Source organism: Chondromyces crocatus (genome assembly GCF_001189295.1).
Taxonomy (GTDB): domain Bacteria; phylum Myxococcota_A; class Polyangia; order Polyangiales; family Polyangiaceae; genus Chondromyces; species Chondromyces crocatus.
In genome coordinates this window covers 3809545-3836103 of sequence record NZ_CP012159.1, presented here as the reverse complement: position 1 = coordinate 3836103, position 26559 = coordinate 3809545, and the positions used below count along the sequence as shown (strand labels likewise).

Here is a 26559-nt window from a genome sequence, read left to right as displayed (position 1 = left end):
AGTCGTTGGAGGGCTGTAGAGCATACCCGGGGGGGAGCATGCGAGGGCCCATCAGGGCCGCCCGACAGTGGGTTGGGATCCTGCAGGACTGCCTACGAGGTGCGTACCCTTGTAGTTATCCTGGCGAGACAGCGCGGGAAACCGATAGGTTCCTGAATCCGCATCCGGCGCTCGGCGTAGGGCGTCAGGCGGGGGAAGCCCTAAAGGGCACGGCGAAGGAACAGATCTTCGAGCGTCTCGCGGCGAGGTGTGACCTCGACGACCTGTGCGCCCCCCTTCAGGGCACTTTCGAGGGTCTCCCGCACGCGTACGTCCCCTTCGACCTCGATGACGACCACGTCCGCATGGCGGCTCACCTTCGCCCCCGTCTGCTCCAGCATGGCCACGAGGGGCTCGGAGGCGTTGGCCAAGGTGATGTCCGTCCGCAGCACCTCTCCACGCAAGAGCTGGCGGATGCTTCCGCTCACGACCACCTTGCCTTCCCGGAGGATCGTGACGCGATCGCACATCGACTCGACGTCGCTCAGGATGTGGGTCGAGAAGAAGATCGTCCGCCCCTGCTCACGCTCGGAGAAGATCAGATCGCGCACCTCCTTGCGCCCCACGGGGTCGAGACCGCTCATCGGTTCGTCCAGGATGAGCATCTCGGGGTCTGACACCAGCGCGGCGGCGAGGCCTGTGCGCTGGAGCATGCCCTTGGAGAGCCGTCGCACCTGTCGATCGGCTGCATACGCAATCTTGACCTGCTCCAGGACTTCCATCGTGCGGCGCTGAAGCTTCGAGCCGCCCATGCCCGAGAGGCGACCGCAGAGCGAGACGAACTCGCGCGGCGTCAGGTACGGGTAGACATAGGGGTTCTCGGGGAGAAAGCCGATCCGGCGCCGCGCCTCGGGTGAAGGGACGCGCTCGCCGAAGAGGTATGCCTCGCCGCTGGTCGGCGCGATGAGGCCGGTGAGCATCTTGATCGTGGTCGTCTTGCCGGCGCCGTTCGGCCCGAGGAAGCCGAAGATCTCTCGACGCCGGACCTCGAAGCTGACGCCGCGCACCGCGTGCACCTGCTTCCTGCCGATGAAGCCGATCTTGAACGTCTTCGCGAGGTCGCGGACGTCGATGAGGACATCCGCGGTCGGTCGCTCCTCGCGCTCTGGTGCTCCCGACGCGCGTCCATCGGGCTCTCTGGAGGCGCTGGATGCCGCGCTCCGCTCTTCCACCAACGCCTCGCTCACCGTCGCCACCTCGCTCGCATCAGGATCCAGCGCGGGAGCGGGGCTCGTCGTCCTGGCCATCACCCGCACCGTCGATAGGGCCGAGCGCGCCTTCGCGGCCCTCTGCCCGCTTCGCCGCGCTGTACTCGTGAAGCTTGTACTGGATTTTACGGGGGCTGATCCCGAGGATCGTCGCCGCCTTGGAGGTGGAGCCCTTGCACGCCTCCAGCGTCCGCAGGATGGCGAACCGCTCCAGCTCGTAGATCGTGCTCCCTGGAACCTGGGGCATGACGTCGGGAGCCGCTTGCGGCTCGGTGTTCAGCGCAGCGGGAAGGTGGGCGATCTCGATGCGTGGGCCGTCGCAAAGCACGACCGCACGCTCCACCAGGTTCTCCAGCTCGCGCACGTTGCCGGGGAAGGGGTAGGCGAGGAGCGCTTGCAAGGACTCGTCGGAGAAGCCCTCGAGCCGTTTGCCGTTCTCCTGTGCGTAGCGGCCAAGGAAGAACGTGGCGAGCTCGGGGATGTCGCTGCCTCGCTCCCGGAGAGGGGGAATCTCGAGGGTGACCACGTTGAGCCGGTAGTAAAGATCCTCCCGGAACAGGCCCTCCTGGATGCGCTGCCGGAGATCACGGTTCGAGGCGGCGAGGATGCGCACGTCGACCTTGAGCGTCTCGTTGCCGCCGACGCGCTCGAACGAGCGCTCTTGCAGGAAGCGCAAGAGCTTCACCTGCGTCGCGAGCGGGATCTCGCTCACCTCGTCGAGGAAGAGCGTCCCGCCGTTCGCTTGCTCGAAGCGGCCCTCGCGCCGGCCGATGGCGCCGGTGAAGGCGCCTCGCTCGTGGCCGAACAGCTCGCTCTCCAGCAGGGACTCGCTCAGCGCGGCGCAGTTCAGCCGCACGAACGGGGCGCGCGCTCTCGGGCTCGAGCGGTGGATCATCTCCGCGACCAGCTCCTTGCCGGTCCCCGTCTCGCCGATGAGGAGGACGCTGGCGCGGCTCGGCGCGACCTGCTCCACGAGGCGCAGGAGCTTCACCATGCTCGGATGGCTGGCGATGAAATGTCCGAAGGCGTTCCGCTCACGGAGCCGCTCGCGCAGGCGTGAGTTCTCCTGGAGCAAGCGCGCTCGTTCCACGGCGCGCTCCACCACCACCGCCAGCACCGCGAAGTCGAGTGGCTTGGTGAGGTAGTTGTAGGCGCCCTTCTTCACGGCCTCGACCGCGCTGGAGATGGTGCCGAAGGCCGTCATCACCACGAAGGTCGTATCCGGGAGCACCTCGTGCGCCTTCTCCATCATCCGGATGCCGTCGAGCCCTGGCATCTTCAGATCGGTGAGGACGACATCGGGGCCGAACTCTTCGAGCTTACCGAGCCCCTTGAAGCCATCGGCCGCGGTCTCCGTGGTGTAGCCGTCCTCCCGAAGAATCTCGGAGAGCGCCGCTCGGGCGTTGGCCTCGTCGTCCACGATCAGGATCCGACCCCGCGAAGGCATGGATCTTACCTACCACGCGCGAGGCCGTGGCCCAGCAACCTACCTCGGCGCCTGGACCACCAATCGTCCAGGGGGGGTGGTCAATCCGACCACGATCGAGACGCTCACCCCCCCGTGATCGATCGGATCACCCCCCTCCACTTCGCCCGAGCGCGACCGGCAACCGCGATCGGTCAGATCACCCCCCACACCGAAAAATCCAGCGCTTTCGATGGCATACAGGCTGCTCTAGCCTGGGCTGCCATGAAGAAGACCTCGATGTCCCGACGGCGGTTCACCTTCGGCCTGGGCGCTTCTCTTCTCGCTGCGCCCATCCTCGGCCTGCTCTCCGGCACCACCCGTGCCGACACCAGCAAGCTGTCCAAGCGCTTGGTCCTCTTCTTCTCCCCGAACGGCACCATCCACAAGCACTGGCGCCCCACGGGGAGTGGTACGAATTTCTCTTTCCCTGCTGGCTCGATCCTGGAGCCGCTCACGGCGCACAAGTCGAAGCTGGTGGTCTGCGACGGGATCGACTTCCACGCGACCGACAACCACGAGCCGGGCATGGCCGCGATGCTCACCGGCAACGGTGACGCCGGCTCGGCGTCGGGGGGGATGTCGATCGATCAGTACGTCGCCGGCCGCATCGGGCAAGAGAGCCGCTTTCCGTCGCTGGAGTTCGGCGTGCAGACCAGCGCCTGGGGTGGCAGCAACCAGACCCGCATGTCGTACCTGGGGCCTGGCCAGTTCGTGCCGCCCGAGGACAGCCCGACCGGCTCCTTCCAGCGCATGTTCGGTGATCTCATCGGCGATCCCGAGGACATCGAGCGCGCCATCGCGCGCAAGAAGAGCGTCTTCGACCTGGTGGGTGGCGAGCTGAAGGATCTCCAGCGCCGGGTGGGCAAGGTCGAGAAGGACAAGCTCGAAGAGCACCTGACGGCGGTGCGCAAGCTGGAGGCAGGGCTCACGGGTGGGGCGGGAAGCTGCACGGCGCCGGTCGCCCCGATGCAGCTCTCACCCCACGTGAACGACAACTTCCCCGAGATCGGCAAGGCCCAGATGGACCTGCTCGTGATGGCACTCGCTTGCGACATGACCCGCGTCGCGTCCATCCAGTGGAGCCACACGGTCGGTCCGGTGGTCCCGAGCTGGCTCGGCATCAGCGAAGGCCACCACTCGCTCTCTCACATGGACGACGGCAACGTGTCCGGCGTGCAGCAGTTCGTGCAGGCGGAGCGGTGGTTCGCCGAGCAGTTCGCCTACCTGATCGAGAGCCTCGCCGCGACGCCCGACCCCGAAGGCGGGACGCTGCTCGACACGACCACGCTGGTCTGGTGCAAGGAGCTCGGGGATCCGCGCATGCACGACTGTCGCTCGGTCCCGATGATCATCGCTGGCGGTAAGTACTTCCCGCTGGGCCGCTACATGAACTTCGGGGGCGCGCCGCACCAGCAGTTCCTCGTCTCGCTCTGTCACTCCGTGGGCCTCGACAACCAGACCTTCGGCGATGCGTCGAAGGGCACCGGCCCCCTCCCGGGCCTCGCGTGAGCGCGCTCGAAACCATGACCCTCTGGAAGCCGGTGTGATCATGCGAAAGTTCAGCCCCCCGATCCGGATCTTGTCTTCTCTCGCGCCTCTCCTGGGCGGCGCGGCCTTGCTCGCGACGCTCGCTCCCGCTTGCTCCGGCGGCAGCGACGATGACGCCTCGAAGGGCGGCTGCGCGAACGACGCGGCCTACTTCCAGGCGAACGTCTGGGAGCCCATCCTGTCCAAGAAGTGTGTCATCTGTCACAGCGAGGGTGGCCTCGCGGCCGGTACGCGGCTGAGCCTCCAGCGCGGCACGGACCCGGCCGCCATGGAAGCGAACTTCGAGATGGCCAAGGCGCTCGCCGCAGACACGGATGCCGGGGGCAACTCCGTGCTGCTGCTCAAGCCCGCCAACCTGCACGAGAACGGGCACACGGGCGGGGAGCTGATGAGACGCGGGAGCCCGCAATATCAAGCGCTGGAGACGTTCGTCAGCCGCGTGAACAAGGGCCAGGGATGCGATGTGCCGGTCGCGAGCTGCGACGTCCCCACGCCGGGAGCGCGCATGCTGCGCCGGCTGTCCCGCGCCGAGTACGACGCGACCATCCGCGATCTGTTCAGCATCGAGAGCCACTGGGGAGCCGGGTTCACGGCCGACACGGTAGTGAACGGCTTCGACAACAATGCGGCGGCGCTGCGGGTGAGCCCACTGCTCGCGGATCAGGCACGCCGCGCGGCCGACGAGATCGCCGCCAAGGCGCTGGAGAACCCGGGCGCGCTCCTGTCCTGCGATGTCGCTGCAGGCAACACGGCGTGCGCCGAGAAGCTCGTCGAGGACCTGGGCCGACGCGCGTTCCGGCGCCCGCTCACCGACAAGGACAAGGCCCGGTACACGGCGCTGTACGAGACGGTCGCTGCGGGAGAGGGCTTCCTCATGGGGGTGCAGACGGTGATCTCGGCCATGCTCCAGTCGCCGCACTTCCTGTACCGCACCGAGATCGGCGCTCCGGTCGAGGTGGCGGGCGAGGTGCAGCTCACGCAGTACGAGATCGCGGTCGAGCTGTCCTACATGCTGTGGGGGACGATGCCCGATGCGGAGCTGTTCGCTGCCGCAGACGCCGGGCAGCTCGCGACGCCAGCGCAGCTGGAGGCTCAGGCGCGGCGCATGCTCGCCGATGATCGCAGCGAGGAGGCGATCATGCGCTTCATCGAGCAGTGGCTCGACATCGAGCGCCTCGGTGTCGTCCCCAAGGATGCCGTGACCTTCCCCGAGTTCGACATGGCCATCCGCGCCGCGATGCGCAGCGAGACGCGCCGCTTCGTGCAGCACGTAGTGCGCGAGGGCGAAGGAACATTGACCGAACTACTCACGGCCAAATACTCCTTCGTGAACCCGGAGCTCGCGGCGTTTTACGGGATGAGCCCAGGTGACCTCGGCGATGACGGCCTTGCTCGGGTCGAGCTGGGTGGTACGCCGCGCGCCGGGATCATCACCCAGGGGAGCGTCCTCGCGACGCACGCACGTCCGAACAGCTCGTCGCCGATCCACCGTGGCGAGTTGATCCGCGAGAAACTTCTGTGCCAGCCGCTCCCACCGCCTCCCCCGGGCCTGAACGCTCAGCCTCCGCCCCTCGATCCTGCGAAGACGGGCCGCGAGCGGTACACCGAGCATTCGACGAACATGGCGTGCGCGAGCTGCCACCGCCTGGTCGATCCCATCGGGTTCGCCTTCGAGCAGTTCGACGGCATCGGCCGCCTCCGGGACGACGACAACGGCAAGCCCCTCGACGTGAGCGGTGAGATCGTGGCGAGCACGCAGACCGACGGCGCCTTCTCGGGCACGGACGAGCTGACGCAGAAGCTCGCCGGCAGCCCCGAGGTCCACGACTGCTTCTCGCTCCAGTGGATGCGCTTCGGCTACGGCGTCGAGGAAGACGCGCAGCTCTCCTGTACCGCGAAGGCCGTGGGCGAGGAGCTGACCGCGAGCGGGCTCAAGGTGGAGGATCTCATCGTCGGCCTGGTGAAGGCTCGGCATTTCACCTCGCGCGTCGGTGATGGGTCCGAGACGGAGCCCGTCGATGGCGGGAGCAGTGGCACGCCGGGCACGCCCACCGATCCACCGCCTGGCACCAACAACCCGCCGCCCGCGTCCGGTCTGGATGTGGTGTTCGACCTCAACAACGACTGGGGAAGCGGCTACTGCGCTGCGGTCAAGGTGACGAACAAGGGCAGCTCGCCGCTCACGTGGTCGTTCGAGCGCGAGGTGGAGGGCACCATGACCGACATCTGGAACGCTGTCGCCGAGCCCGCTGGCGCCAAGACCCGGTTCCGCGGTGTGGAGCACAACGCCACGCTCGACCCGACGGAGGTCGCCGATTTCGGGTTCTGCGCCACCCGTTGATGCTCACGGATGCTCGCAGCCGTCGGCTCGTGCCCCTCACGCTTCGGGCCGACGTGCTGACCGAGGCGCGGGGTTGGCCTCGACCCCGGGCCGGTGGAAGCACCGAGGCGCTCGATGATAGAGTCGACCGTCCATGAGTTCGGGCAGGGGCTTCGAAGACGTCGAGACGGCCTTCCGACCCAGGCTCACCCGTCCCTCGGCAGGTCGCGTCGGCTTCCTCCTGCGCGTGACGGCCGGGCCTGACGCCGGCCACACGCTCGCCATCCCGCCGTCTCAACCTTCGCGCGTTCTCGTCGGCCAGAGCACGGCCTGCGAGCTGTGTCTGCACGATCGTGAGGTGTCGCGCAGGCACCTCGGTCTCGACATCGCCGAGAATGATCTGCTGCGCGCGACCGATCTCGGGTCGCGCAACGGCTCCCGGGTGAACGGGGCGCTGTTCATCGAGGCGCTGCTCTCGGGCGGTGAGCGGCTGACGCTGGGCGCGACCGTCGTCGAGGTTCAGCGCGCCGAGCAGAGCACCGACGAGCCGCTCACCCTGGCGACGGGGTTCGGTCGGCTCCTCGGCGCGAGCCCGGCCATGCGCAAGCTGTACCCTCTGTGCGAGCGGCTCGCAGCGACCCAGGTCCCTGTGGTCATCGAGGGGGAGACGGGCACGGGCAAGGAGGCGCTCGCCGAGTCGCTCCACGAGGCCGGCCCTCGCGCGAGCGGGCCGTTCATGGTCCTCGACTGCGCGGCGACCGCGCCCGCACAGCTCGAGACCGCGCTCTTCGGCATGGAGCGCGCCGCGGAGTCGAGGGCTGGTGCGCTCGAAGAGGCGCACGGTGGGACGCTCCTCGTCGACGAGATCGCAGACCTCGACCTGGAGCTGCAGGCCAAGCTCCTCCGCGCGCTGGAGCGAGGGGAGTTCCGTCGCGTGAGCGGTCGACAGCCGCTCCGCGTCGATGTGCGCGTGCTCGTCGCCACGCGCCGCAACCTCGACCAGGAGGTGGCGGCGGGGCGACTGCGGGAGGATCTCTACGATCGGCTCGCCGTCGCGCGCGTGGAGCTGCCCCCGCTCCGACGCCGGAGTGGGGACATCGCCCTGCTGGCACGGCATTTCTGGTCCCGCATGGCGCGCCCTGGTGAAGTACCTCCCGAGGACTTCATCACCCGGCTCGAGGGCTACGCCTGGCCCGGGAACGTCCGCGAGCTGCAGAACGCCGTCGCCCGCCGCGCCGCGCTCGGGGACCTCGCCGAGGATGCCCTCGACGCGACCTCGACGGGCTCCAGAGGCAAGGTGGCCGCCGGCGGCATCCTCGCGGGCGCCGAAGGGGACTCCATCACGCGCGTGCTCGCCCTGGAGCTGCCCTTTCCTCGTGCGCGTGACGAGATCCTGCAGCAGTTCGAGCAGCGCTACGTGGAGGACGTCCTGCGCCGGCACGGCGGGAACGTGGCCCGCGCCGCGGCGGCCTCGGGCATCGCGCGGCGCTACTTCCAGGTCATCCAGGCGCGGACGCGAAAGCTCGCCGGAGGCGGATGACGGGACACGCCTCCCCGGATCTCGCGGCCTTCCGGAGTGCTCCAGGCGCCACTCCGCTACCTCTCCTTGCCGGTCGGTATGCCCTGCATGGCGAGATTGCCCGTGGCGGGATGGCCTCCGTGCACCTCGGTTGCCTCCAGGGAGCCGCCGGGTTCACGCGCGTCGTGGCGATCAAGCGGCTGCACGCGCAGTACGCGCGCGAGCCCGAGCTGGTCGCCATGTTCACCGACGAGGCCCGGCTGACGTCGCGCATCCAGCACCCGAGCGTGGTCCCCACGCTGGACGTGGTCTCCGAGGGGGGGGAACTCCTGCTCGTGATGGAGTACGTGCACGGGGAGACGCTCTCGCGCTTGATCGTGGCGGCTCATCGCGCGGGTAAGCGGCTGCCTCCGCCGGTCGCGGCGGCGATCGTGCATTCCGCGCTCCTCGGCCTGCACGCGGCGCACGAGGCCAAGGGCAGCGATGGCCAGCCGCTCCACCTCGTCCATCGCGATGTCACGCCGCAGAACCTCCTGGTGGGCGCCGACGGCATCACCCGCGTCGCCGACTTCGGCATCGCCAAGGCTGCGGGCAGGCTGCACACGACGCGGGATGGCTCGATCCGCGGCAAGCTCGGGTACATGCCTCCCGAGCAGCTCTATGGGGAGCGGCTCGATCGTCGGGTCGACGTCTACGCTGCCGGCGTCGTGCTGTGGGAGGCGCTGGTGGGCGAGCGACTCTTCGCAGGCGAGGATGACGGGCCGGCGCTCGCCAAGGTGCTCACGGCGTCGGTGGAACCTCCTGGCTTGCGCGTCCCCGACGTGCCCCCTCTCCTCGATGAAGTCGTCCTCCGCGCGGTCGCACGCGAGCCAGCCAGCAGGTTCGAGACGACCCTGGAAATGGCCAGGGCGCTCGAAGTGGCGCTGACGATGGCTCCTCCGGGCGAGGTGGCAACCTGGGTGCATACCCTCGGGGGTGCCCCCTTGGAGGAGCGCGCCCAGGAGATCGCTCGCCTCCAGCACCAGGCGGACACGACGTCGTCAGCCGCCGGAGAGGCCTCGAGCATCGCTCGGACCAGCGCGCTGCAGGAGGAGAGGCCCCCGAGCCCCTCGTCGGCGTCGGGCGCTTCGACGCCCGTCCAGGTGAGCGGAGGCGCGGACGCAAGCAGCAGCGCCATGCTGTGGTCGCGTCCAACGGAGCTGGCCATGCCCAGCGCCTCCATAGCGCCCCACGATGCCACGGCGCGGCCTCAGCCCGCGCTCGCGTCCTGGTCTCGACACGCACGCCTCGCGGTCCTCCTCGCCGGCGCGGCGCTCAGCGCCTGTGCGGCGACGATCCTCGTCCTTCGCAGCGGTCAGCCCGCCCCTGATCTGCCGGCCGCATTCGTGGCCACGGAGGCACCCCCTGCCGCGTCCAGCGCGCACTCGGCAGCTCCGCCGGCGTCGACCGAAGCACCGACACGCGGCGACGCGACGGCCTCGCTTCGCTCAGAGGGAGGCCCCGAAGTGGCTGCAGCAGCGCCGCTCGTGCCCGAGCGTGGCCCCGAGCTGCCCCCCCTCTCCCCGCCGAAGGCTGGCGCTGCGACGGGTAGCGTCGAGCGTGCCACTGGCGTGACGCCGCCCACAGGGTCGGGCAGTGTGAAGGCAGCGTCGCCGCGCGCAGCCCCCATGACGACCCGTCCCGCAGTGAAGGCTGACTGCAATCCGCCCTATACGATCAATGAGCAGGGTCACAAACGTTACAAGAGAGAATGCCTGCGCTGAGCGGGCAGTGCTCGCCACCGCCACGGCTCTCGCGCTCTTCGCGGCGAGCAGCTCGGCGCGTGCCGATGTGATCGAAACGTGCGCCGAAGCCTCCGAGGAGGCGCAAGCGCGGCGTGATCGTGGAGAGTTGCGCGCGGCGCGCGCGTTGCTCTTGACCTGTGCAGCCGCCGAGTGCCCGGCCGTCGTGCAGCGCGACTGCGCCTCGTGGTTGGAGGATCTCGACATGCGTCAGCCTTCGATCCTGCTCCGGGTTCGCGACACGGCAGGGCATGAGCGGGCCGACGTGCGGGTGTCGATCGACGGTGAGGAGCGGGCCACCGTCCTCGATGGGCGCGCCATCTCCGTCGATCCTGGCTCACGCCGGGTGCGGGTGGAGACCCAGGGGTTTGCCCCGGTGGAGCAGGTGCTCCAGGTGCGTGAGCGCGAGCGAGGCCGGATCGTCGACCTCGTCTTGCCCTCGATGCAGCCGAGAGCGACGCCGACCCCCGAGGTCCGCGCTTCGAACGGGTGGCATGTACCTCTGTCGTCCTGGGTGCTCGGTGGTGTCGCCGTGGCAGGAGGCGCGACCTTCGCCATCTTCGGAGCACGCGCGCAGGGAGACGTGCGCGAGATGCGCGGGACATGCGCGCCTCACTGCGACGCCGATCGCGTCGACGCCGCGAAGCGAGAGGCGCTCGTGGCGAACGTCGCACTCGGCGCTGGCGTGGCGGCGCTGGGCACGGGCGTGGTCCTGCTGTTCATGAGCCAGCCGGAGACCTCGACCCCCACGACGACGGGTGCAAGGTCCACGCTACGCCTCCATCTCGGCCACGGGGCAGGACCTGGCCTGACCCTGGATGGCCGATTCTGAGTCGTCTTCGAGGGAGCACGTCACGCCGGCCTGGTGCGAAGCCGGGTGAGGAGGTTCGAGGCTACCGTGCCCTCGTGCCGTAGATCCCGTCTGCGCCCGTCCAGAGCACGCAGCCTCCCGCGGCGAGGATCCCCTCTGGCCGCAACATCCCCCGAAGGACACGATCGGGAAGACCATCGTTGGTCTCGAAACAGCCGCTTGCAGGACAGCTCATCACCGTGTCGACATGATCGTTGGTCCACCACACGCGATCGTCGGTCAGTGCGATCGAACGAGGAGAGCGAAGCGGATCGGGGAGCGAGGCGAAGCGCGGTGAGACCTCCTCCAGCGCGCCGCAGCGCTCGGGGCCGAGCTCACACCGGTAGATGCGGCCTTCCGGTTCTCCGAGCGTCACATAGAGATGGGTCGCGTTCACAGCGATGCCCGAGGGACCGATCAAGCCTGAGACATAGGTCACAGCGTCCGTCCCATCCTTGTTGGCGCGCTGTACCGAGCCGTCGGGATCGCCTCCCGAGGTGTGGTTGGTCCAGTAGACGAGGTCGCCGACGAGGACGAAGGCGTGCGGCCGCGGCAGCCCCTGCACGAGGGTCTCGGGAGCGCAGGCGTTCCGCGCGCAGCGGAGGAGCTTTGCGTCGTAGTTGTCCGGCCCGCTGAGCCAGTAGATGTGATCGCCGTCGAGTGCGATCTGACGGGCCACGGTGTCTTCGCCAGGGGGAGCCAGCGTCGCGGGGCTGGAGCACGCTGGCAGCGTGCAGCGGTGGATGCCACCATCGCTCGTGGACCAGACGAGAAAGTCGTCGTTCGCAGCAAGGGCCGCGGGTCTGCCTCCGACGGGGAAGCGCTGAAGGGGCTCCCCTGGCGCGAGCCGCACCAGCTCTCCCGCGTCGGGGTCGCTGGCATGAAATGCACTCCGCGCGTAGGCGAGGCGGAACGGACTGACATTCTGGCCGGAAGTCTCGGCGAGCGCACGGCAGCCCTGTTCATCACAGGCCCCCTCGCAGAGAGTGCAGGCGGGGCAGTCAGCGCTCGCCCCCTCCCCTCCTCCACCCGCGACGCCGCCACCGCCTCCTCCACCAGCGTTTCCTCCAGCGCCTCCGTCGGAGAGTCCGCCGAAGTCGAGGATGCATCCGCTGGCAACGAGCGCTGCGGTCATGATGAAGAGACGGGTTATCCAGCGCATCGAGCCTTCCGACACCAGTGGTTCTGCCCGGGTCCGCAGCCCCTCATTCACACGGCAGGGGCGCGCGCCCTCGCCGCCCGGCCGAGCAAAGTTCGTCGGGGCTCCACCCCTCCGCGATCCACTCGGGAAATCTGTCATGTCTCGCCGCTTCGGGCCTGACCTCATGGCATCGGGAAGCGGGCAAAGCCCCGGCCATCGGAATCAGGGATCTCACGGTTCGCGGGAAGCGTCCCCCAGAGCGACCTCGTCGACATGGGCCTGGGCGGACTCCAGCCGGGCACCTGCAGCTTCGCGGGCGATCTCGAGGTGCCTGGGGTCTTCACCCTGAAATACTTCTTCAGCGGCTGCCAGGTAAGCTCGGGCGAGGTGCTCGCGCGCCAGCGAGTCATCACCCAGCCCGAGCGCAGCCTGACCGAGGCGGAGATGGACCAGTGGGTTACCGAGGCCTCTAGGACAGCGGAGGGCCTCGAGGAGCGCGGAAACGGCCTCCTGATGCTGCTTCTGGAAGTAGAGGGTCTCGCCGAGGGCCGTGAGGATCCAGGTGGCGGCATGCCACTGATGAAGGGGGCGGGGTAGCAAGGAGAGCGCTTCTTCGTACCGCTCGACCGCACGATCGAGCTCCCCTGCTTCGACGTGGGCATCTCCTCGCTCACAGAGCTCGGAGACCTTCCGGTGCAACGCTTGCTCTATCTCCTCGCTCATCGCCGCATCGTAGCCGATGCCGCTTCGGAGATGCAGGGCGCTGTGGAGGGAGAGAGCGGCGGACGTGGGGGAGGAGATGTCACGCAAGGCGGAGCAGCGGGATGCTCTCAGTCGAGCTCGTCGCCGAGGAGCTCTTCCAGCTCGTCTTCTTCTTCTTCGTCGTCATCCGAGTGGCGCCAGTACAGCTCGGCATCCGTCGGCTCGCGGAGGAAGTGGGCGATGGATTCGCGCACCGATGGGCTGGGGCCGAGAGGAAGGATCTCTTCGAGCAGCTCCCAGGTGCCCTCGGGCTGCTTGACATAGAGATCCTCGAAGGCCTCTGCCGCTGCCTTCTCGTCTGGGCCCAGGAGCAGGGCGTGATAGTGGGGCCGAAGGGGCGGAAAGGGCGCATCCAGCAGGAGCAGGGAACCAAGCAGCTCAGCACGAGCGCGGGCGGGGGCTCCCTCCAGGATGCCATCCAGGCGAGGGTCTTCGATGCCGAGGACCTTCCGCCAGACGAGCGCTCTGGCTGACTCGGCTGCGGCCGCGCCTTCGCGAGCCGGAGACGTCAACGCCTCCTCGATGGCAGCGACGACCTCGGCAGGGGAGTCGTCCCCGACGAAGCGGGAGGCGACCGTGAAGCTCGGAGACTCCGGGCGTCGGAGCGACGCCAGCACCCAGGCCGGATCGAGCTGCTTGGCCTCGGCGAGGAAGTGAGCACATTGCACCGCCCCCGCTTGCGCTTCCGGCTCGTCTTCGACCAGCGCGATGCAGCGCTTGGCGAGCGCGAAGGCAGCCTCGAGGCGCCTGCGACAGCCGATGCGAACGATGCGCTCGAGGGTCTCCCAGGTTCGGGCCTGGAGCGCCTTCTCGCCTTCGAGCGTGATCCGGGTGTCGAGAGAGGGCGCGTCTTTCATGGTGACCAGCACGTCGGCCGCCCAGAGGACGGTGTAGACACGCATGCGTGAGCTGCTGCTCTCCGCTGGTTCCAGCGTGATGTCCCACAGGAAGTCGAGCAGGTCGGGCGGCGCACCGACCTGGGTCAGGACGATCAGCGGCGCGGTGGCGCCATCCCATCCAGGAGCCCGGAGCGCATCGACAGCCACGTCTCGCAGGCGCTCACGCCACGCGGAGCGCAGCACACCGCGCCTGGCGAGCGACGCGAGCGCACCGAGCCACTCATGATCGACCCCAGCTCTGGCGCCTCGAGAGGCGAGCGCCGTGAGGCCGTCGAAGGCGAGGTCGCCGAATCGCCGCACCAGGGCTTCGGCCCACGCTTCCTCCGTGGTGGGGAGCCCAGGCCGCCGGTGTGCAGCGCCCTGTTCGCGCAAGCTGTACAGGAGGAGAGCGAGGGCTTCGCGCTGGTCGGCCGAGAGCTCTGGCTCGGGGATCTCGGCACCGGCCTCTGCCCCTGGGGCGGATTGAGTTGCTGGAGTGGTTGCGGGGAGCGCCTCGCTCGCCGTGGCGCTCTCGGTGGGACTCGTGGGCTCTCCCGTGAGCAGCGCGACCAGCATCGCGCCCTTCGCCTCATCCGAGGAGCCACGGAGCACGGTCAAGCGCGCGAGGAGCCGATCCCCCGGTGGCTCCGCGAGGATCTCGACGGGGACACCTGCGAGCGGCTCGACCGGGCACTCGGCTCCGAAGCGCTCGAACCAGAGCGCTTTCGCGCGCTCGATGATGCGGTAGCCTGGGCCGATGGCCGCTTCGAGGAGGCGAGGACGGAGGAGCCCATCGGGGAGATGCCCCGCCGCCTCGACAGCATCGATCCGACGCCAGCTCCGTGTCTCCGCGAGTTCCCTGTCGATCCGAGAGAGCGCACGCTCGGGGTAGCCGGCGGCAAGCGCGCGGAGGGCCCAGCCGACATCGAGGCCGGCGCGGTCGCGTTGGATGTGAGCACCGCCGCCATCGGCGATGATCATGAGCGGCTTCCAGCCATCGGGAGGTCGCACCTTGGCGACCGCGGTCACCAGCGTGTCTGCATACCCCTCGGAGGTCTCGTAGGAGCGCGTCCCGTAGCCCTCGGGGAGCGGATGCTCCACGGCGTCGTCGAGGAGCCACTGGACATCGTCCGCAGTGAGCGCCTGGGGGGCACGCTCGAGCAGAATCTCGAGCGCGAACCACCTCACACGGGCATGTGGACGCCGCAGGGCACGCCGGAGCGTCGGGATGGCGGCGCGAAGGTCGGCGAAGGAGAGCCAGCGCGCCGCCGTCTCGCGGGCCGCCCAGGTCTTGCCATGATCGAGGACACGAGCGAGTCGGGCGCCCAGCTCCGGATGCCTTCGACCCATGGCCTCACAGGCGGGTCCGCGCTCCATCATGAAGGCGAGCCAGGCGTCACCCGTCTCGGCGACCTCGATGAGCAAGTCCACCGTCTCCCGCTGCTCGGGGGGAGCTGCCGCGACACTGAGCGCGTGCACCCCTGGCTTGCGTTCACGCGCCGGAAACCGCTGGTAATGCCTGACGACCAGGCGCCAGAGACGCACGCTGGCCATCGGGTACTCACTCATCCCGAACAGATCGAGACCCAGCTTCCGAGCGCGCTCCAGCAACACGGCGGTGGCCGCCGCCTGCTGGGATGGTTCGGAGATCTGCCATGCCCGCTCCACCTGCTTGGCCAGCTCCGAGCACTCACGGTCTGCGCGCTCCCAGCGCTCTCTCTCCGCCTCCGCCATGGCCGCGGGCGGCTCCGCCTCTTCTGAAGGAGGAGGAGGAGCTGGCGGAGCGCTCTTCGGAACTGGCGGCGGGGCCGTGCTCGAGACGAACTCCGCAGGCAGGGCCATGCGCCACGCGAATTGCCCGGCAAGCTGCGAGTCCAGTACGTCGCGCTTGGACATGTCGTTTTACCCTCCACTCACGTGATCGAACGGCCTTACCCGGACTGACTCCCCCGAGCCGCTCCACAGTGCTCGGGACGAGTCATCGCGACGACCGCGGCCCCCGCCCCGCTCGAAACTCATGAGCCGTCTCGCCCCTCGCTGCCTCGGGATGAGCGGCGCCCCGGGTCCCCCCGCCACCGAACTCTCCCCCTGCGTTACGATGCGCCGCTCCCGGAAGTCCCTGCCGATGTCATCGGAGATGGACGAAGGTTCACCGATGGCAGGAAGCGCGCTCTCGATCCGAGGAGCGCTGAGCAGCCATCCACCAGGGGAGAAGCGCGGAAGAGCAGGCGGAGATAATGAGGCGAGGCCCCTGCAGGCTCCGGGCAGCACGAGGCCGTCCGGGAGGACGCCAGATGCTGGCAAATGGGGACCTGTACAGGGCATGAGGCGAAGCGATCCTGCCCTATGTGACACGCATGCGTCGATGGCTCCGTCGATGTCCGTGGACGTTCTTCCACGCCTGGCGTCGAGGCATCCGGCGGTCTCCATGCTGGTACGTAGCTCGCGGACGGACGCTTCGCATGTGTTCCAAACCACAGTGCCGTCACATCCTTCATGGTGGCCCGGAGGGAGCCATCCCGACGCCTGCCCTGCACTCCCACGAGCAGGCTGACCTTTGACTCCCTGTCGCGGGCGCCGACGAGCAGGACTCCCGCTGCCTTTTGCGCACGGTGCCGTCAGCGACCCGCGGCCGAGACCATCGAGGACGCGCTGTCGCGCACCTCCGAGGCTGGCTCACGAGGGTACGGGCAGGGTCGCGGGGCATGCGGGCTGACGCCAATGCACATGTATAAGCCCGCAGCATTACGGCGCCGCATGTCGTCTGTTTCGTCAGAGACGGGGAGAATGATACAACCAGCGCGCGTGCGGCACGGCGGCAGCTCCGGGAGACGCCCCTCGACCGCTCTCGCACATGAGGCTCGATGCATACCCTCCTTCAGGCTGTCCTTGCTGACACGCGTCGCATGGCGCGCACCGCGCTCCCATTCCTCGGTGTCGTCGCCCTAGCGGGAACCGCAGGGGCGCAGCAGCCGCAACCTGGCTTCGGTCAGCAGCCGCAGCCTGGCTTCGGTCAGCAGCCGCAGCCTGGCTTCGGTCAGCAGCCGCAGCCTGGCTTCGGTCAGCAGCCGCAGCCAGGCTTCGGACAGCAGCCGCAGCCCGGCTTCGGACAGCAGCCGCAGCCTGGCTTCGGACAGCAGCCGCAGCCTGGCTTCGGACAGCAGCCGCAGCCTGGCTTCGGTCAGCAGCCGCAGCCTGGGCAGCAACCTGGCAGTGGTGCAGAAGCGGGCTTTTCGTTTGGTGCGGATGCGTCCTTCGGAGGGCAAGGTTTTCAAGCCAATGCGGGCGCTGATGCCAGCACGCAGGCGGGAACCGAGGTTCCCGAGGACTCGGCGTGGGACGAGGAAGAGCGCGCCCTCTCCCTGATGAACCAGCCCAACCTCTGGGGCTCGACGGGCTTGATGCGCACCTCCTATGCGGGGTCGGGCGCACCAGGAACATTCCGCGTCGCGTTCGTGATGGACTGGTTCTCCACGAGCGGCTTCCTGTGCGATCCCGACGACAGCACCCCCGCCGGTGTGCCCATCGTGTGCGGCCCCAACGCCGCGAAGGACTCGGCCAGCCATGTCGGCGCGTTCTTCACCTTGAATGCGACGCCATTCTCCTGGCTCGAGGGCTACGCGAACATCCGCACGTACGCGAACTCCAATGATCAGGGGCGCCCCACCCTCCTCCAGGTGCTCGGTGACACGACCTTCGGTGTGAAGGCATTCACCCCGCCCAAGATCGGCAAGCTGTTCACCTTCGGCGGCGAGATTCAGCTCATGTTGCTCAACGGGACGGGCTCCGTGGGGCTCGCTGGTGGTGGGACCAGCGCGGCATTCCGTGGGCTCGCCACGATGGATTTGCGCAAGCCCCACGGCAAAGGGTTCCCCCTGCGGACCCACTTGAACCTGGGCTACAAGCTCGACAACTCGGGCAAGCTGGTCGAAGACGTCGAGATTCAGCGGGCCCAAGCGTTCACGGATGGTCGCACCCGTCAACCGATCAGCCGCATCGAACGCTTCGGTCTGGGTATCAACAAGGTCGATTTCTTCCAGATTTCGCTCGGGGCCGAGCTGCCCTTCCGATGGGTGCAGCCCTATCTCGAGTACTCGGTCGATGTGCCCGTCAACCGGCAGGGATACGAGTGTCACACCGGCCGTGTGTCGCGTGGCGATGTCTGCCTCGGTCTCGACGACTTCAGCTCGTCCGATCCTGTGAATCAGGGAGGCCCAGGATACGCGGCCGTGCCTTCGCGTCTGTCGCTCGGCGCACGCGTGACGCCGTTCAGCAAAGCGTTCCGTGGGCTGTCTGCGCAGCTCGGCCTCGACATCGGGCTATCGGCGACCAGCACCTTCATCGAGGAGGTAGCTCCTCAGGCGCCGTGGACGCTGTATTTCGGGCTGGGCTACGCCTATGACACCCGGGAGAAAAAGCCGCCGCCGCCTCCGGCGCCGCCGCCGCCGCCGCCTCCTCAGGTGCAGGTGGTCCCGGCTCCGCAGACGTTCGTCCGTGGCCTCGTCCACGAGCAGAACAAGCCTGAAATCGTCGTCGCCGACGCCATCGTGAGCTTCGAGGGAGGCTCCCAGGCGCCGGTCGCAACGGGTCCCGACGGTCGCTTCGTCACGCGGCACCTCGAACCCGGAACCTACACGTTCAGCATCAAGGCACCCGGCTTCAAGCCGGGGACGTGCTCGGCGACGGTAACGAGCAGCAGCGCGGACGCCCCCTCGGGACAGCCGCAGCCCTTCGGGCAGCCACAACCCTTTGGTCAGCCGCAGCCTTTCGGGCAGCCGCAACCCTTTGGACAGCCGCAGCAGTTCGGACAGCCGCAGCCGCAGCCCTTCGGACAGCCGCAGCCCTTCGGACAGCCGCAGCAGTTCGGACAGCCGCAGCCGCAGCCCTTCGGACAGCCGCAACCCTTTGGACAGCCGCAGCAGTTCGGGCAGCCGCAACCCTTTGGACAGCCGCAGCAGTTCGGGCAGCCGCAGCCCTTTGGTCAGCCGCAGCAGTTCGGACAGCCGCAGCCCTTTGGACAGCCACAGCAGTTCGGGCAACCCAACGCGCCAGGCGTTCCCGCGCCGGGGCAAGGCTCATCCCAAGGGCCATCTTATGTGGAGATCGCCTGCGCGCTGGAAGCGGAGCCCAAAGTAGGAACATTGCTCGGCACCGTCAAAGACGCTGAGAGCGGCGACATCGTGGCAGGAGCCGTGGTGCGCATCACGGACGCAAGCGGCAAAGAGCAGTCCGTGACCGCGGATGCGAGCGGGAACTTCCAGATGAAGGATCTGCCCCCGGGACAGCTCTCGATGAAGGTCGAGGCGCAGGGTTACATGAACCATGTCGACCAGGCAGACATCCGGGCCTCGGAGGACACCCGCGCGACGGTGTCCGTCAACAAGCGACCCAAGCGCGGACTGGTCAATCTGCTCGGCAACGAACTGAGGATCTCGAAGCAGATCCACTTCGAGACGGACTCGGCAAAGATCCTCGGCGACTCCAACGCGCTGCTCGAAGAGATCGCTGACGTGCTCCAGCGCAATCCGAACATCCGCAAGGTGGAGATCCAGGGGCATACGGACAACACAGGCGGCCGGGAGCACAACCAGAAGCTCAGCGACTCACGAGCAAGCTCCGTACGGACGTGGCTGGTCAAGGCGGGAGTCGACGGGAACCGGCTCACCTCGAAGGGATACGGACAGGACAGGCCCATCGCGCCCAACGTGACTCCCGCCAACAAAGCGAAGAACCGCCGCGTGCAGTTCATCATCACCGAGAAGAATTGAGCTTCCTCTCCTCCTCTGCCAAACGAGAGCATGCTGGCGATGCGCGGGGAGGAGGCCGCCTTTCGTGGCGCGCCCGTCTCTGTGCACTCCTCGGCTGGCTGCTGACCGCCTCTACCGCCTGCGCTGGCCCCTCGAGCGAGAGCGACGAGGGTCGCGGGGTGACGTCTGCCAGGGGCATGGGCACGTCCATCGGGGAACCGATCAGGGAGACTGCAACAGGCGTCACCGCCGCAGCTTCAGCGTCCACTGTCGCCAGCGCGATGTCGGCGCCTGCTGGCACGGCGCCTGGAGCTGCCGCTGGAGAGGTGCCGAGCGCGCTCGGGGCCGAACAGGACGCTGGCGGTGGAGATTCCGGGACGTCAGGGGCACCAGGCCAGGAGCCAGAGGCGGCTCCCTCCTTCGCGGCGGACAACAAGATCCTGCCGCCACGTGAAAGCGCAGAGCTGACCGAGCGAGCGCAGGGCCTGTTCGAGGCCATCGTGAAGAACGAACCCCCGCTGGGAGAGCCGTTCTGGTTCCCCAAGGAGCCCTTCATCCCGCTCAAGGATGTGAAAGGGCCCGGCAAGTACTGGGACAACCTGCACGCCACCTACGTGAACGACATCCGGTCGCTGCACCGCAAGCGCAAGAAATGGGAGGGCGCTCGGTTCGTCGGTTTCCAGCTCGGGTCGACACCCAAGTGGGTTCCGCCTGGGGACGAGGTCAACAAGATCGGCTATTACCGCTCGTTCCGGGGAAAGCTGCGATACGAGCTCGAAGGCAAGACGTACTCGCTCGACGTCCACACCGTCATTTCGTGGCAAGGTCGCTGGTACATCACGCACCTGAACCGCTTCAAAAAGAAGTAAGCGGCATCCAAGAGTCTCCGAGGGATGAGCATGGTGCAGGGTGCGGGAAGTGCGCGAGGAGCCGCCCAGAGTGCGGAGCAGGTGGCCGAAATGGCAGCGCGGTACGAAGCGATTCGTGCCTTCACCGAGTCGCTCTGTGTGACGCTGCAACCCGAAGACTATGTCGTGCAATCCATGCCCGACGCGAGTCCAGTGAAGTGGCACCTCGCCCACACGAGCTGGTTCTTCGAGACCTTCGTCCTCGAGCCTGCGGCACGCGCTCGACGCGCTCCCTTCACGTCGTTCCATCCACGCTACGGCTACCTGTTCAACTCGTACTATGTGAGCGTGGGAGCTCGTCACGAGCGTCCGCAACGAGGGATGCTGACCAGGCCTTCGGTGGAGGAAGTGTACGAGTATCGACGGCATGTCGATGCCGCCATGCGGACCCTGTGGGGTGAACTCGCCGACGGCGCGCATGCGGATCTCATCGCCACCATCGAAGTGGGACTCCATCACGAACAGCAGCATCAAGAGCTCCTGCTGACCGATGTGAAGCATCTGTTCGCCCAGAATCCCCTGAGGCCAGCGCTGCGGACCGGGGCGTCACCCGCTCGAGGCATTTCGGGCCCGGAGCTACGGCCGACGGACTTCTCGCCTTTCGAAGAGGGGCTTCGGTCGGTGGGGCACGGAGGCGGGGGCTTCGCCTTCGACAACGAGTCACCACGGCACCGCACCTTCGTCGAAGCCTTCGCGCTGGCGGACCGGCCGATGACGAACGGGGAATACCTCTCCTTCATGGCGGCGGGTGGCTACCGGCGCCCCGAGCTGTGGTTGTCCGAAGGGTGGGACGCCGTCCAGAAGCAAGGGTGGGAGGCGCCGCTGTACTGGGAGCGAGAGGGAGATCACTGGCAGGTGTTCACGCTGCACGGGCTGAGGGAGATCGCTCCTTCCGAGCCGGTCTGTCATGTGAGTTTCTACGAGGCAGACGCTTGTGCGCGGTGGGCAGGCGCGCGCCTCCCCACGGAGATGGAGTGGGAGGTGGCCGCGGAGAGCGCGCTCGTTCAGGGAAATTTCGCCGAGAGTGGGTGGCTGAATCCTCGACCCACCCAGGTCGATGAGCCTGCCAGAGGGCCACGCGCGATGTTCGGTGACGTCTGGGAGTGGACCGCCAGCGCTTACCTTCCTTATCCGGGCTACCAGGCCTGGGCGGGCTCCCTCGGGGAGTACAACGGGAAGTTCATGAGCGGGCAGATGGTGCTGCGCGGTGGCTCTTGCTTCACGCCGGCGTCCCATATGCGCACCACGTACCGGAACTTCTTCCCGCCGTCGGCACGCTGGCAGGCAAGCGGGATCCGGCTTGCGCGCTGACGACGCGACGAGGGTCGAGGAGCGAGCGAGTCGATGCAGCCCCTGGTCTCCGTGCTTCTACCCTACCGAAACGCAGCCGAGACGCTGGACGAAGCGCTCGAGAGCGTGCTCTCGGAGCGAGAGATCGATCTCGAAATCATCGCCGTGAATGATGGTTCCAACGATGCAGGCCCGGTCCTCGTGGAGCGAAGGGCAGCCGTCGATCCGCGCATCGTGCCCATCTCCACCGCGGGCGTCGGCATCGCGCGCGCGCTCTCGCAGGCAACGGCGATGTCGCGCGGCGAGTTCGTGGCTCGCATGGATGCGGACGACGTATCCATCAACGAGCGGCTGCAGAAGCAAGTTGCTGCGCTGTCCCGAGATCCTCACCTCGGCGTGGTGGGAGCGCGTGTGGAAGCCTTCGCCGACGGCGACTTGGGGGAAGGCATGCGCCGCTATGTGGAGTGGCTGAACGGGATCATCACGCCCGAGGATCATGTCCGCGAGATCTTCGTCGAGTCACCGCTCTGCCATCCATCGGTGATGATGCGACGGGCTGCGCTCGACACCGTGGGAGGCTTTCAGGAGACGCGTTGGGCCGAGGACTATGACCTGTGGCTGAGAATGATCGGCGCTGGCGTGCGGATGGCGAAAATTCCGGAGGTGGGGCTGCGCTGGCGGCATCGCGCTGGGAGAGCGACCTTCACGGATCCTCGGTATGCACTCGCGCGCTTCATCGAAGCGAAGGGGTACTATCTCGCGGCTCGACTGCGGCGAGAAGGCAAGCCCGTCGCGGTGTGGGGCGCGGGGCGGACAGGCCGCCGCGTGAGCGCCGCGCTGAGAGAGAATGGCGTCTCGCCGGGTCTGTTCGTCGACATCGACCCGCGCAAGATCGGACGGATCGCCCAGGGGGCGCCCATCGTGGACCCGGCAGGCCTGGAGCGCGGGCAGTGGACGGTGGTCGTTGCAGTGGGGGCGCGAGGGGCGCGGTCGCTGATCCGGGGACACCTCGACGGCGAGGGGTTCGTGGAGGGCAGCGACTACATCTGTGCGTCGTAGGTGTTTGCCACGACGAAATAAGATGCGAGGATCCTGAAGCGTTTCATGCGCATCCCGGTGCTCACTCCCGCGATTGCATTTCCTTCGCCAGAACGCGCCACGCCGGAAGGGATCGTGGCCGTGGGTGGAGACGCGTCCCCTGAGCGCCTGCTCGCCGCGTATCACATGGGCATTTTCCCATGGCCCCATGAAGGCCTCCCGCTTCTCTGGTTCTGCCCAGATCCCCGGTTCGTCCTCGTCCCGACCGAAGCGCACCTACCCCGCTCGCTGCGCAAACGAGCTCGCCGAGGGACATACGAGGTGACGACCGACACGGCCTTCTCCGAGGTGATGCGCAGCTGCAGTGAGACTCCTCGGCCCGGTCAAGAAGGAACCTGGATCACGGACGAGCTCCTCGCGGGGTATGCGCGGCTGCACGCGCAAGGCTACGCACACAGCATCGAGTGCTGGCACGAAGGGCGGCTCGTGGGGGGGCTGTACGGGCTCTCTCTCGGAGGCATGTTCTTCGGCGAGTCGATGTTCGCCCGCGCCCCAGATGCCTCCAAGGTCGCGTTCGCGACGCTGCTCGGCAACCTGGTCCACTGGGGTTTCGATCTCGTCGACTGCCAGGCCTACACGACGCATCTGGAGCGATTTGGTGCCGTGGAGTGGCCACGCCGCAGGTTTCTGCGAACTCTGCGTGCATGCCTCGAGCGGCCAACTCGACCGGGGCCTTGGCGATTCGATCTCTCGCCAGCTGAAGCCGTTGATCTCCTGCGCCGAGATGAGCTGGCCAGCGGAGGATGAGTGCGCGGCAGGAGGTGAGCCCTGCACCTTGGAGCGCGCTGGAGCGCGAAGGATCCGTCAGGACTGAGGAGCGCCCGAGCTGCCTCCCGGCTTCCTCTGCGCTTCCTCACTCTTGATCTCGTGCAGGATCTCTTCGATCCGACGCTGCTCGTCCAGAGCCTCGTCGTAGTGGAAGTGGAGTTCTGGCATGGACCTCAACGTCAGCCTGCGGGCGACGTCTCTCCGAAGACGCCCCGAGGCGGCTGCGAGGCCCCTCAGGATCTCCCGCCGCGCGGACGGCTCGGCCACCCCCAGATCGTGGCGCACGTAGATCTTTGCTCGCGCAAGATCCGGATCGATCTCCACGCGGCTGACGATCACACCCAGCACGCGAGGATCGTTGAGGGCCCGGATCTCCCTCGCCAGCTCGGCCCGGAGCGCCTCCCCCACCCTGCCAGTGCGCTTACCGCCGTCCTTCAAGCATCCTCCTCATCATCATGAGCATCCAGGGGGGATCCGAGCGCTTGCTCGATCCCCCCCTGCACTCCTGAGCCACCATCACCCAGCGCGATGATCTCCGTGGCGCGGTCAGCCAGGACCGCATCGGGAAGAGTCGACGCCATGGCCGCCACGTCCGCCAGCACGCGGTCACACTGTGCCGCTTCGTTCGACACCACGGCGACGCCCAGCGTGGCGTGTCGAGGATCATCGAGCTGGCCGACCTCGGCCACGGACACCCGAAACTTGGCCTGAGCTCGCTCCTTCATGGACTTCACCACGCGGCGCTTGTCCTTGAGGGAACGAGCTCCGACGACGGCCAGACGGAGCCTCAGGATACCTACGAACATTGGCTGAAAGCACGAGGGGGCTCACCCCCTCGTCTGGTTAGAAGAGCTTGGTCTTGATCTCCTCGATCTCGAAGCTCTCGACGATGTCGCGCTCTTTGACGTCGCTGTATCCGTCGAGCGAGATGCCGCACTCGAATCCCTGCTCGACTTCCTTCGCGTCTTCCTTGAAGCGGCGGAGACCCGAGAGCCGTCCCGTCCAGATCACCACGTTGTCTCGAACGAGCCGCGCCTCGCCAGTGCGCTTCATGGTGCCTTGCACGACCATGCAGCCAGCAACGATGCCCACCTTGGTGATCTTGAAGACCTGGCGGACCTCCGCGCGACCGAGCTGCTTCTCCACCTTGGTGGCGGGGAGCAGGCCTTCCATCGCGCTCTTGATGTCATCCACAGCGTTGTAGATGATGTTGTAAAGGCGGATCTCGATGCCCTCGCTCTCCGCGAGCTGCCCCGCCTTCCCGGCGGATCGAACGTTGAAGCCCACGATGATGGCCTTCGACGCGACGGCGAGATTGACGTCGCCTTCGGTGATGCCACCGACGCCCGCGTTGACGATGGTCACCTTGACCTTCTCGTTCGACAGCTTGCTGACGGCGTGGGTGACTGCCTCGACGGAGCCCTGAACGTCGCCCTTGATGATCAACTTGAGTTCCAGCTGATCGGCTTCCTGCAGGTTCCTGGTGAGCGCCTCGAGCGAGACACGCGAATCCTGCGGGATCAGCGTCTTTGCCTTCTTCCGGCGCGTCTCGGCGATCTCCTCGGCGGTCTTGCCGTCCTTGACCGAGTGCACGGGATCCCCAGCGCTGGGGACCTCGTTCAGACCGAGCACCTCGACGGGCGTCGAAGGTCCAGCCTCGGCAACGGAACGGCCCATCTCGTCGGTGAGCGCGCGGACCTTACCCCAGGCGCTGCCAGCGAGAAGGACGTCACCCGTACGCAGCGTGCCGTCCTGCACCATGATACGCGCCACCGGGCCGCGGCCTCGATCGAGCAGCGCCTCGATGACCGTACCGCTCGCGCGCTTCTTCGGGTTCGCCTTGAGCTCCTGGATCTCGGCGACGAGCTGGACCGACTCGAGAAGCCGATCGATGCCCTGCCCCGTCTTCGCGGAGACATGAACGAACTGCGTCTCGCCGCCCCACTCCTCGGGCTGCAACCCGAGGGAAGAGAGATCACGCATGATCTTCTCCGCATCGGCGGCCGGCTTGTCGATCTTGTTCACCGCAACGACGATCGGCACCTTGCCCGCTTGTGCATGCGAGATCGCCTCGCGCGTCTGCGGCATCACGCCATCGTCCGCGGCGACCACGAGGATCACGATGTCCGTGACCGAAGCGCCACGCGCGCGCATGGCCGTGAAGGCCTCATGGCCTGGTGTATCCAGGAAGGCCACGGTTCCTCGCGGCGTCTCCACCCGGTAAGCGCCGATGTGCTGGGTGATCCCACCAGCCTCACCGTCCGCCACGCTCGCCTTCCGGATCCTGTCGAGGAGCGAGGTCTTGCCGTGATCGACGTGACCCATCACGGTCACGATCGCCGGACGAGCCTCGCTTCCCTCCTCGGACTCGCCGCTCACCTCGGTGGCGGCCGTGAGGCTCTGCTCCTCGCTGACGGCGACGTCCTCCACCGTCCAGCCGAACTCGCTGGCGAGGATCTTCGCGGTGTCTGCATCGAGCGTGCTGTTGATGTTGACTCCGGTCATCCCCATGGAGAGGAGCTTCATCAACACGTCGGTCGCCTTCAGGCTCATCTTCGCGGCGAGCTGCTGCAGGGTGACCTGTTCCTCGATCTTGATGACCTTCTTGTGGGAGGCCATCTCTTGCGTCGCGATCGGGCCCGGCTTCCGGGGAGGCCCGGCTTGACCAGGACGCGGACGCCCGAATCCAGGACGCCCCCCCTGACCAGGACGCGGTCGACCACCAGGACCGAAGCCGGTGGTTGCGCCACGAGGTCCGCCCTGCGCGCTGGGAGCGCGCGGATCGAACGTCGTGCGACGCGGCTGGGGTGTACTCGGTCGCGGCTGCGTCACCGTGACGCCAGGCCGCCCCTGCCACACCTCGATTCCGGTCTTCGGCGGCGACGAGGGGCGACGCGGCGCCTGTGCGGCGGGTGCCGGCTCGTCCGGTTTTCCGGGAGCAGCAGCGCGCCCAGGAGCAACAGAAGTCGATGGTCTCGTGCCGACGGTCGATGACGCGCTCGGCGACGGCGGAGCGGTCCTCGACGGTTGCGCGGGAACTGCTGCCTTCGGAGCCTGGGTGGGAGCTGCCCCCGACGCAGGCTTCACGGCTGCCGGAGCCGGCGCTGCCGCCACAGGCGTGGGAGCAGGAGGCTCGGCCGGAACGGGAGCCGCCGGAGCTGCCGTCGCTGTCGCAGGAGGAGCAGCAGGAGGCGTCGCCGTAGCAGCAGGTGCCGGAGGTTCGGCGACCGCAGG

The 26559-nt window shown here is 67.7% G+C and carries 20 protein-coding genes; 11 read left to right on the top strand and 9 right to left on the bottom strand.

Going from position 1 to position 26559, the window contains the following annotated elements:
- Positions 1–200 precede the first annotated feature (200 nt).
- Both CMC5_RS14335 and CMC5_RS14330 read right to left on the bottom strand, forming a co-directional pair.
- Positions 201–1286, bottom strand: a complete 1086-nt coding sequence (locus CMC5_RS14335; RefSeq protein ID WP_245678435.1) for an ABC transporter ATP-binding protein — start codon at positions 1284–1286, stop codon at positions 201–203.
- On the bottom strand, positions 1246–2694 hold the full coding sequence (locus CMC5_RS14330; RefSeq protein WP_050430950.1) for a sigma-54-dependent transcriptional regulator: 1449 nt from the start codon (positions 2692–2694) through the stop codon (positions 1246–1248). Before CMC5_RS14330 ends, CMC5_RS14335 begins: the two co-directional genes overlap by 41 nt.
- Before the next feature lie 243 nt (positions 2695–2937).
- Here CMC5_RS14330 and CMC5_RS14325 point away from each other — a divergent pair, with 243 nt between their 5' ends.
- The 5 genes from CMC5_RS14325 to CMC5_RS14305 all read left to right on the top strand — a co-directional run bounded on the left by CMC5_RS14325 (position 2938) and on the right by CMC5_RS14305 (position 10715).
- Positions 2938–4224, top strand: coding sequence for a DUF1552 domain-containing protein (locus CMC5_RS14325; RefSeq protein ID WP_063796272.1), 1287 nt, complete (start codon positions 2938–2940; stop codon positions 4222–4224).
- Positions 4225–4264: 40 nt separating this feature from the next.
- Positions 4265–6604: a DUF1592 domain-containing protein gene (locus tag CMC5_RS14320; protein ID WP_169796541.1), complete on the top strand. Its 2340-nt coding sequence runs from the start codon at positions 4265–4267 to the stop codon at positions 6602–6604.
- Positions 6605–6737: 133 nt separating this feature from the next.
- Positions 6738–8123, top strand: coding sequence for an FHA and sigma-54 interaction domain-containing protein (locus CMC5_RS14315; RefSeq protein WP_050430948.1), 1386 nt, complete (start codon positions 6738–6740; stop codon positions 8121–8123).
- The gene (locus CMC5_RS14310; RefSeq protein WP_082362483.1) at positions 8120–9865 is read left to right on the top strand and encodes a serine/threonine-protein kinase; all 1746 of its coding nucleotides are present in this window, start codon (positions 8120–8122) and stop codon (positions 9863–9865) included. The genes CMC5_RS14315 and CMC5_RS14310 overlap by 4 nt, the downstream gene beginning before the upstream one ends.
- 7 nt (positions 9866–9872) lie before the next feature.
- Positions 9873–10715 carry a hypothetical protein gene (locus tag CMC5_RS14305; protein ID WP_050430946.1) on the top strand — a complete coding sequence of 281 codons (843 nt, stop codon included), beginning with the start codon at positions 9873–9875 and terminating at the stop codon, positions 10713–10715.
- Between the two features lie 61 nt (positions 10716–10776).
- Here the strand turns inward: CMC5_RS14305 and CMC5_RS14300 are convergent, their stop codons facing one another.
- From CMC5_RS14300 to CMC5_RS44485, 4 genes are all read right to left on the bottom strand, one after another.
- The gene (locus CMC5_RS14300) at positions 10777–11895 is read right to left on the bottom strand and encodes a hypothetical protein (protein ID WP_156338583.1); all 1119 of its coding nucleotides are present in this window, start codon (positions 11893–11895) and stop codon (positions 10777–10779) included.
- Between the two features lie 210 nt (positions 11896–12105).
- Complete coding sequence (locus CMC5_RS14295; protein ID WP_156338582.1) at positions 12106–12597, bottom strand: tetratricopeptide repeat protein; 492 nt, start codon at positions 12595–12597, stop codon at positions 12106–12108.
- A gap of 107 nt (positions 12598–12704) precedes the next feature.
- On the bottom strand, positions 12705–15410 hold the full coding sequence (locus tag CMC5_RS14290; protein WP_050430943.1) for a hypothetical protein: 2706 nt from the start codon (positions 15408–15410) through the stop codon (positions 12705–12707).
- 1049 nt (positions 15411–16459) lie between these two features.
- Entirely contained in the window at positions 16460–16789 is a 330-nt protein-coding gene (locus tag CMC5_RS44485; protein ID WP_156338581.1) for a hypothetical protein, read from the bottom strand.
- Between the two features lie 90 nt (positions 16790–16879).
- On the opposite strand from CMC5_RS44485, the gene CMC5_RS44480 reads away from it, so the two are divergent.
- The 5 genes from CMC5_RS44480 (at position 16880) to aat (ending at position 23304) form a co-directional block, all read left to right on the top strand.
- Positions 16880–19282: a carboxypeptidase regulatory-like domain-containing protein gene (locus CMC5_RS44480; RefSeq protein ID WP_156338580.1), complete on the top strand. Its 2403-nt coding sequence runs from the start codon at positions 16880–16882 to the stop codon at positions 19280–19282.
- A 260-nt stretch (positions 19283–19542) separates the two neighbouring features.
- A complete protein-coding gene (locus CMC5_RS14280) occupies positions 19543–20130 on the top strand; it encodes a hypothetical protein (protein WP_082362482.1) in 588 nt (195 codons plus the stop codon).
- Between the two features lie 90 nt (positions 20131–20220).
- On the top strand, positions 20221–21480 hold the full coding sequence (gene egtB / locus CMC5_RS14275; RefSeq protein WP_245678434.1) for an ergothioneine biosynthesis protein EgtB: 1260 nt from the start codon (positions 20221–20223) through the stop codon (positions 21478–21480).
- 33 nt (positions 21481–21513) lie between these two features.
- On the top strand, positions 21514–22518 hold the full coding sequence (locus CMC5_RS14270; RefSeq protein WP_050430941.1) for a glycosyltransferase: 1005 nt from the start codon (positions 21514–21516) through the stop codon (positions 22516–22518).
- A 45-nt stretch (positions 22519–22563) separates the two neighbouring features.
- Positions 22564–23304, top strand: a complete 741-nt coding sequence (gene aat / locus CMC5_RS14265; protein ID WP_050430940.1) for a leucyl/phenylalanyl-tRNA--protein transferase — start codon at positions 22564–22566, stop codon at positions 23302–23304.
- A gap of 57 nt (positions 23305–23361) precedes the next feature.
- Here the strand turns inward: aat and rbfA are convergent, their stop codons facing one another.
- Genes rbfA through infB form a run of 3 tightly spaced genes read right to left on the bottom strand, consistent with a single transcriptional unit; the run spans position 23362 to position 25944 of the window.
- On the bottom strand, positions 23362–23763 hold the full coding sequence (gene rbfA / locus CMC5_RS14260) for a 30S ribosome-binding factor RbfA (RefSeq protein WP_050430939.1): 402 nt from the start codon (positions 23761–23763) through the stop codon (positions 23362–23364).
- Positions 23760–24131 (bottom strand): DUF503 domain-containing protein, encoded by a 372-nt coding sequence (locus tag CMC5_RS14255; protein ID WP_050430938.1) that lies wholly within the window; start codon positions 24129–24131, stop codon positions 23760–23762. Before CMC5_RS14255 ends, rbfA begins: the two co-directional genes overlap by 4 nt.
- A 37-nt stretch (positions 24132–24168) precedes the next feature.
- Positions 24169–25944, bottom strand: a complete 1776-nt coding sequence (gene infB, locus CMC5_RS47520; RefSeq protein ID WP_245678433.1) for a translation initiation factor IF-2 — start codon at positions 25942–25944, stop codon at positions 24169–24171.
- Between the two features lie 371 nt (positions 25945–26315).
- Here infB and CMC5_RS47515 point away from each other — a divergent pair, with 371 nt between their 5' ends.
- Complete coding sequence (locus tag CMC5_RS47515; protein ID WP_245678432.1) at positions 26316–26528, top strand: hypothetical protein; 213 nt, start codon at positions 26316–26318, stop codon at positions 26526–26528.
- Positions 26529–26559 lie beyond the last annotated feature (31 nt).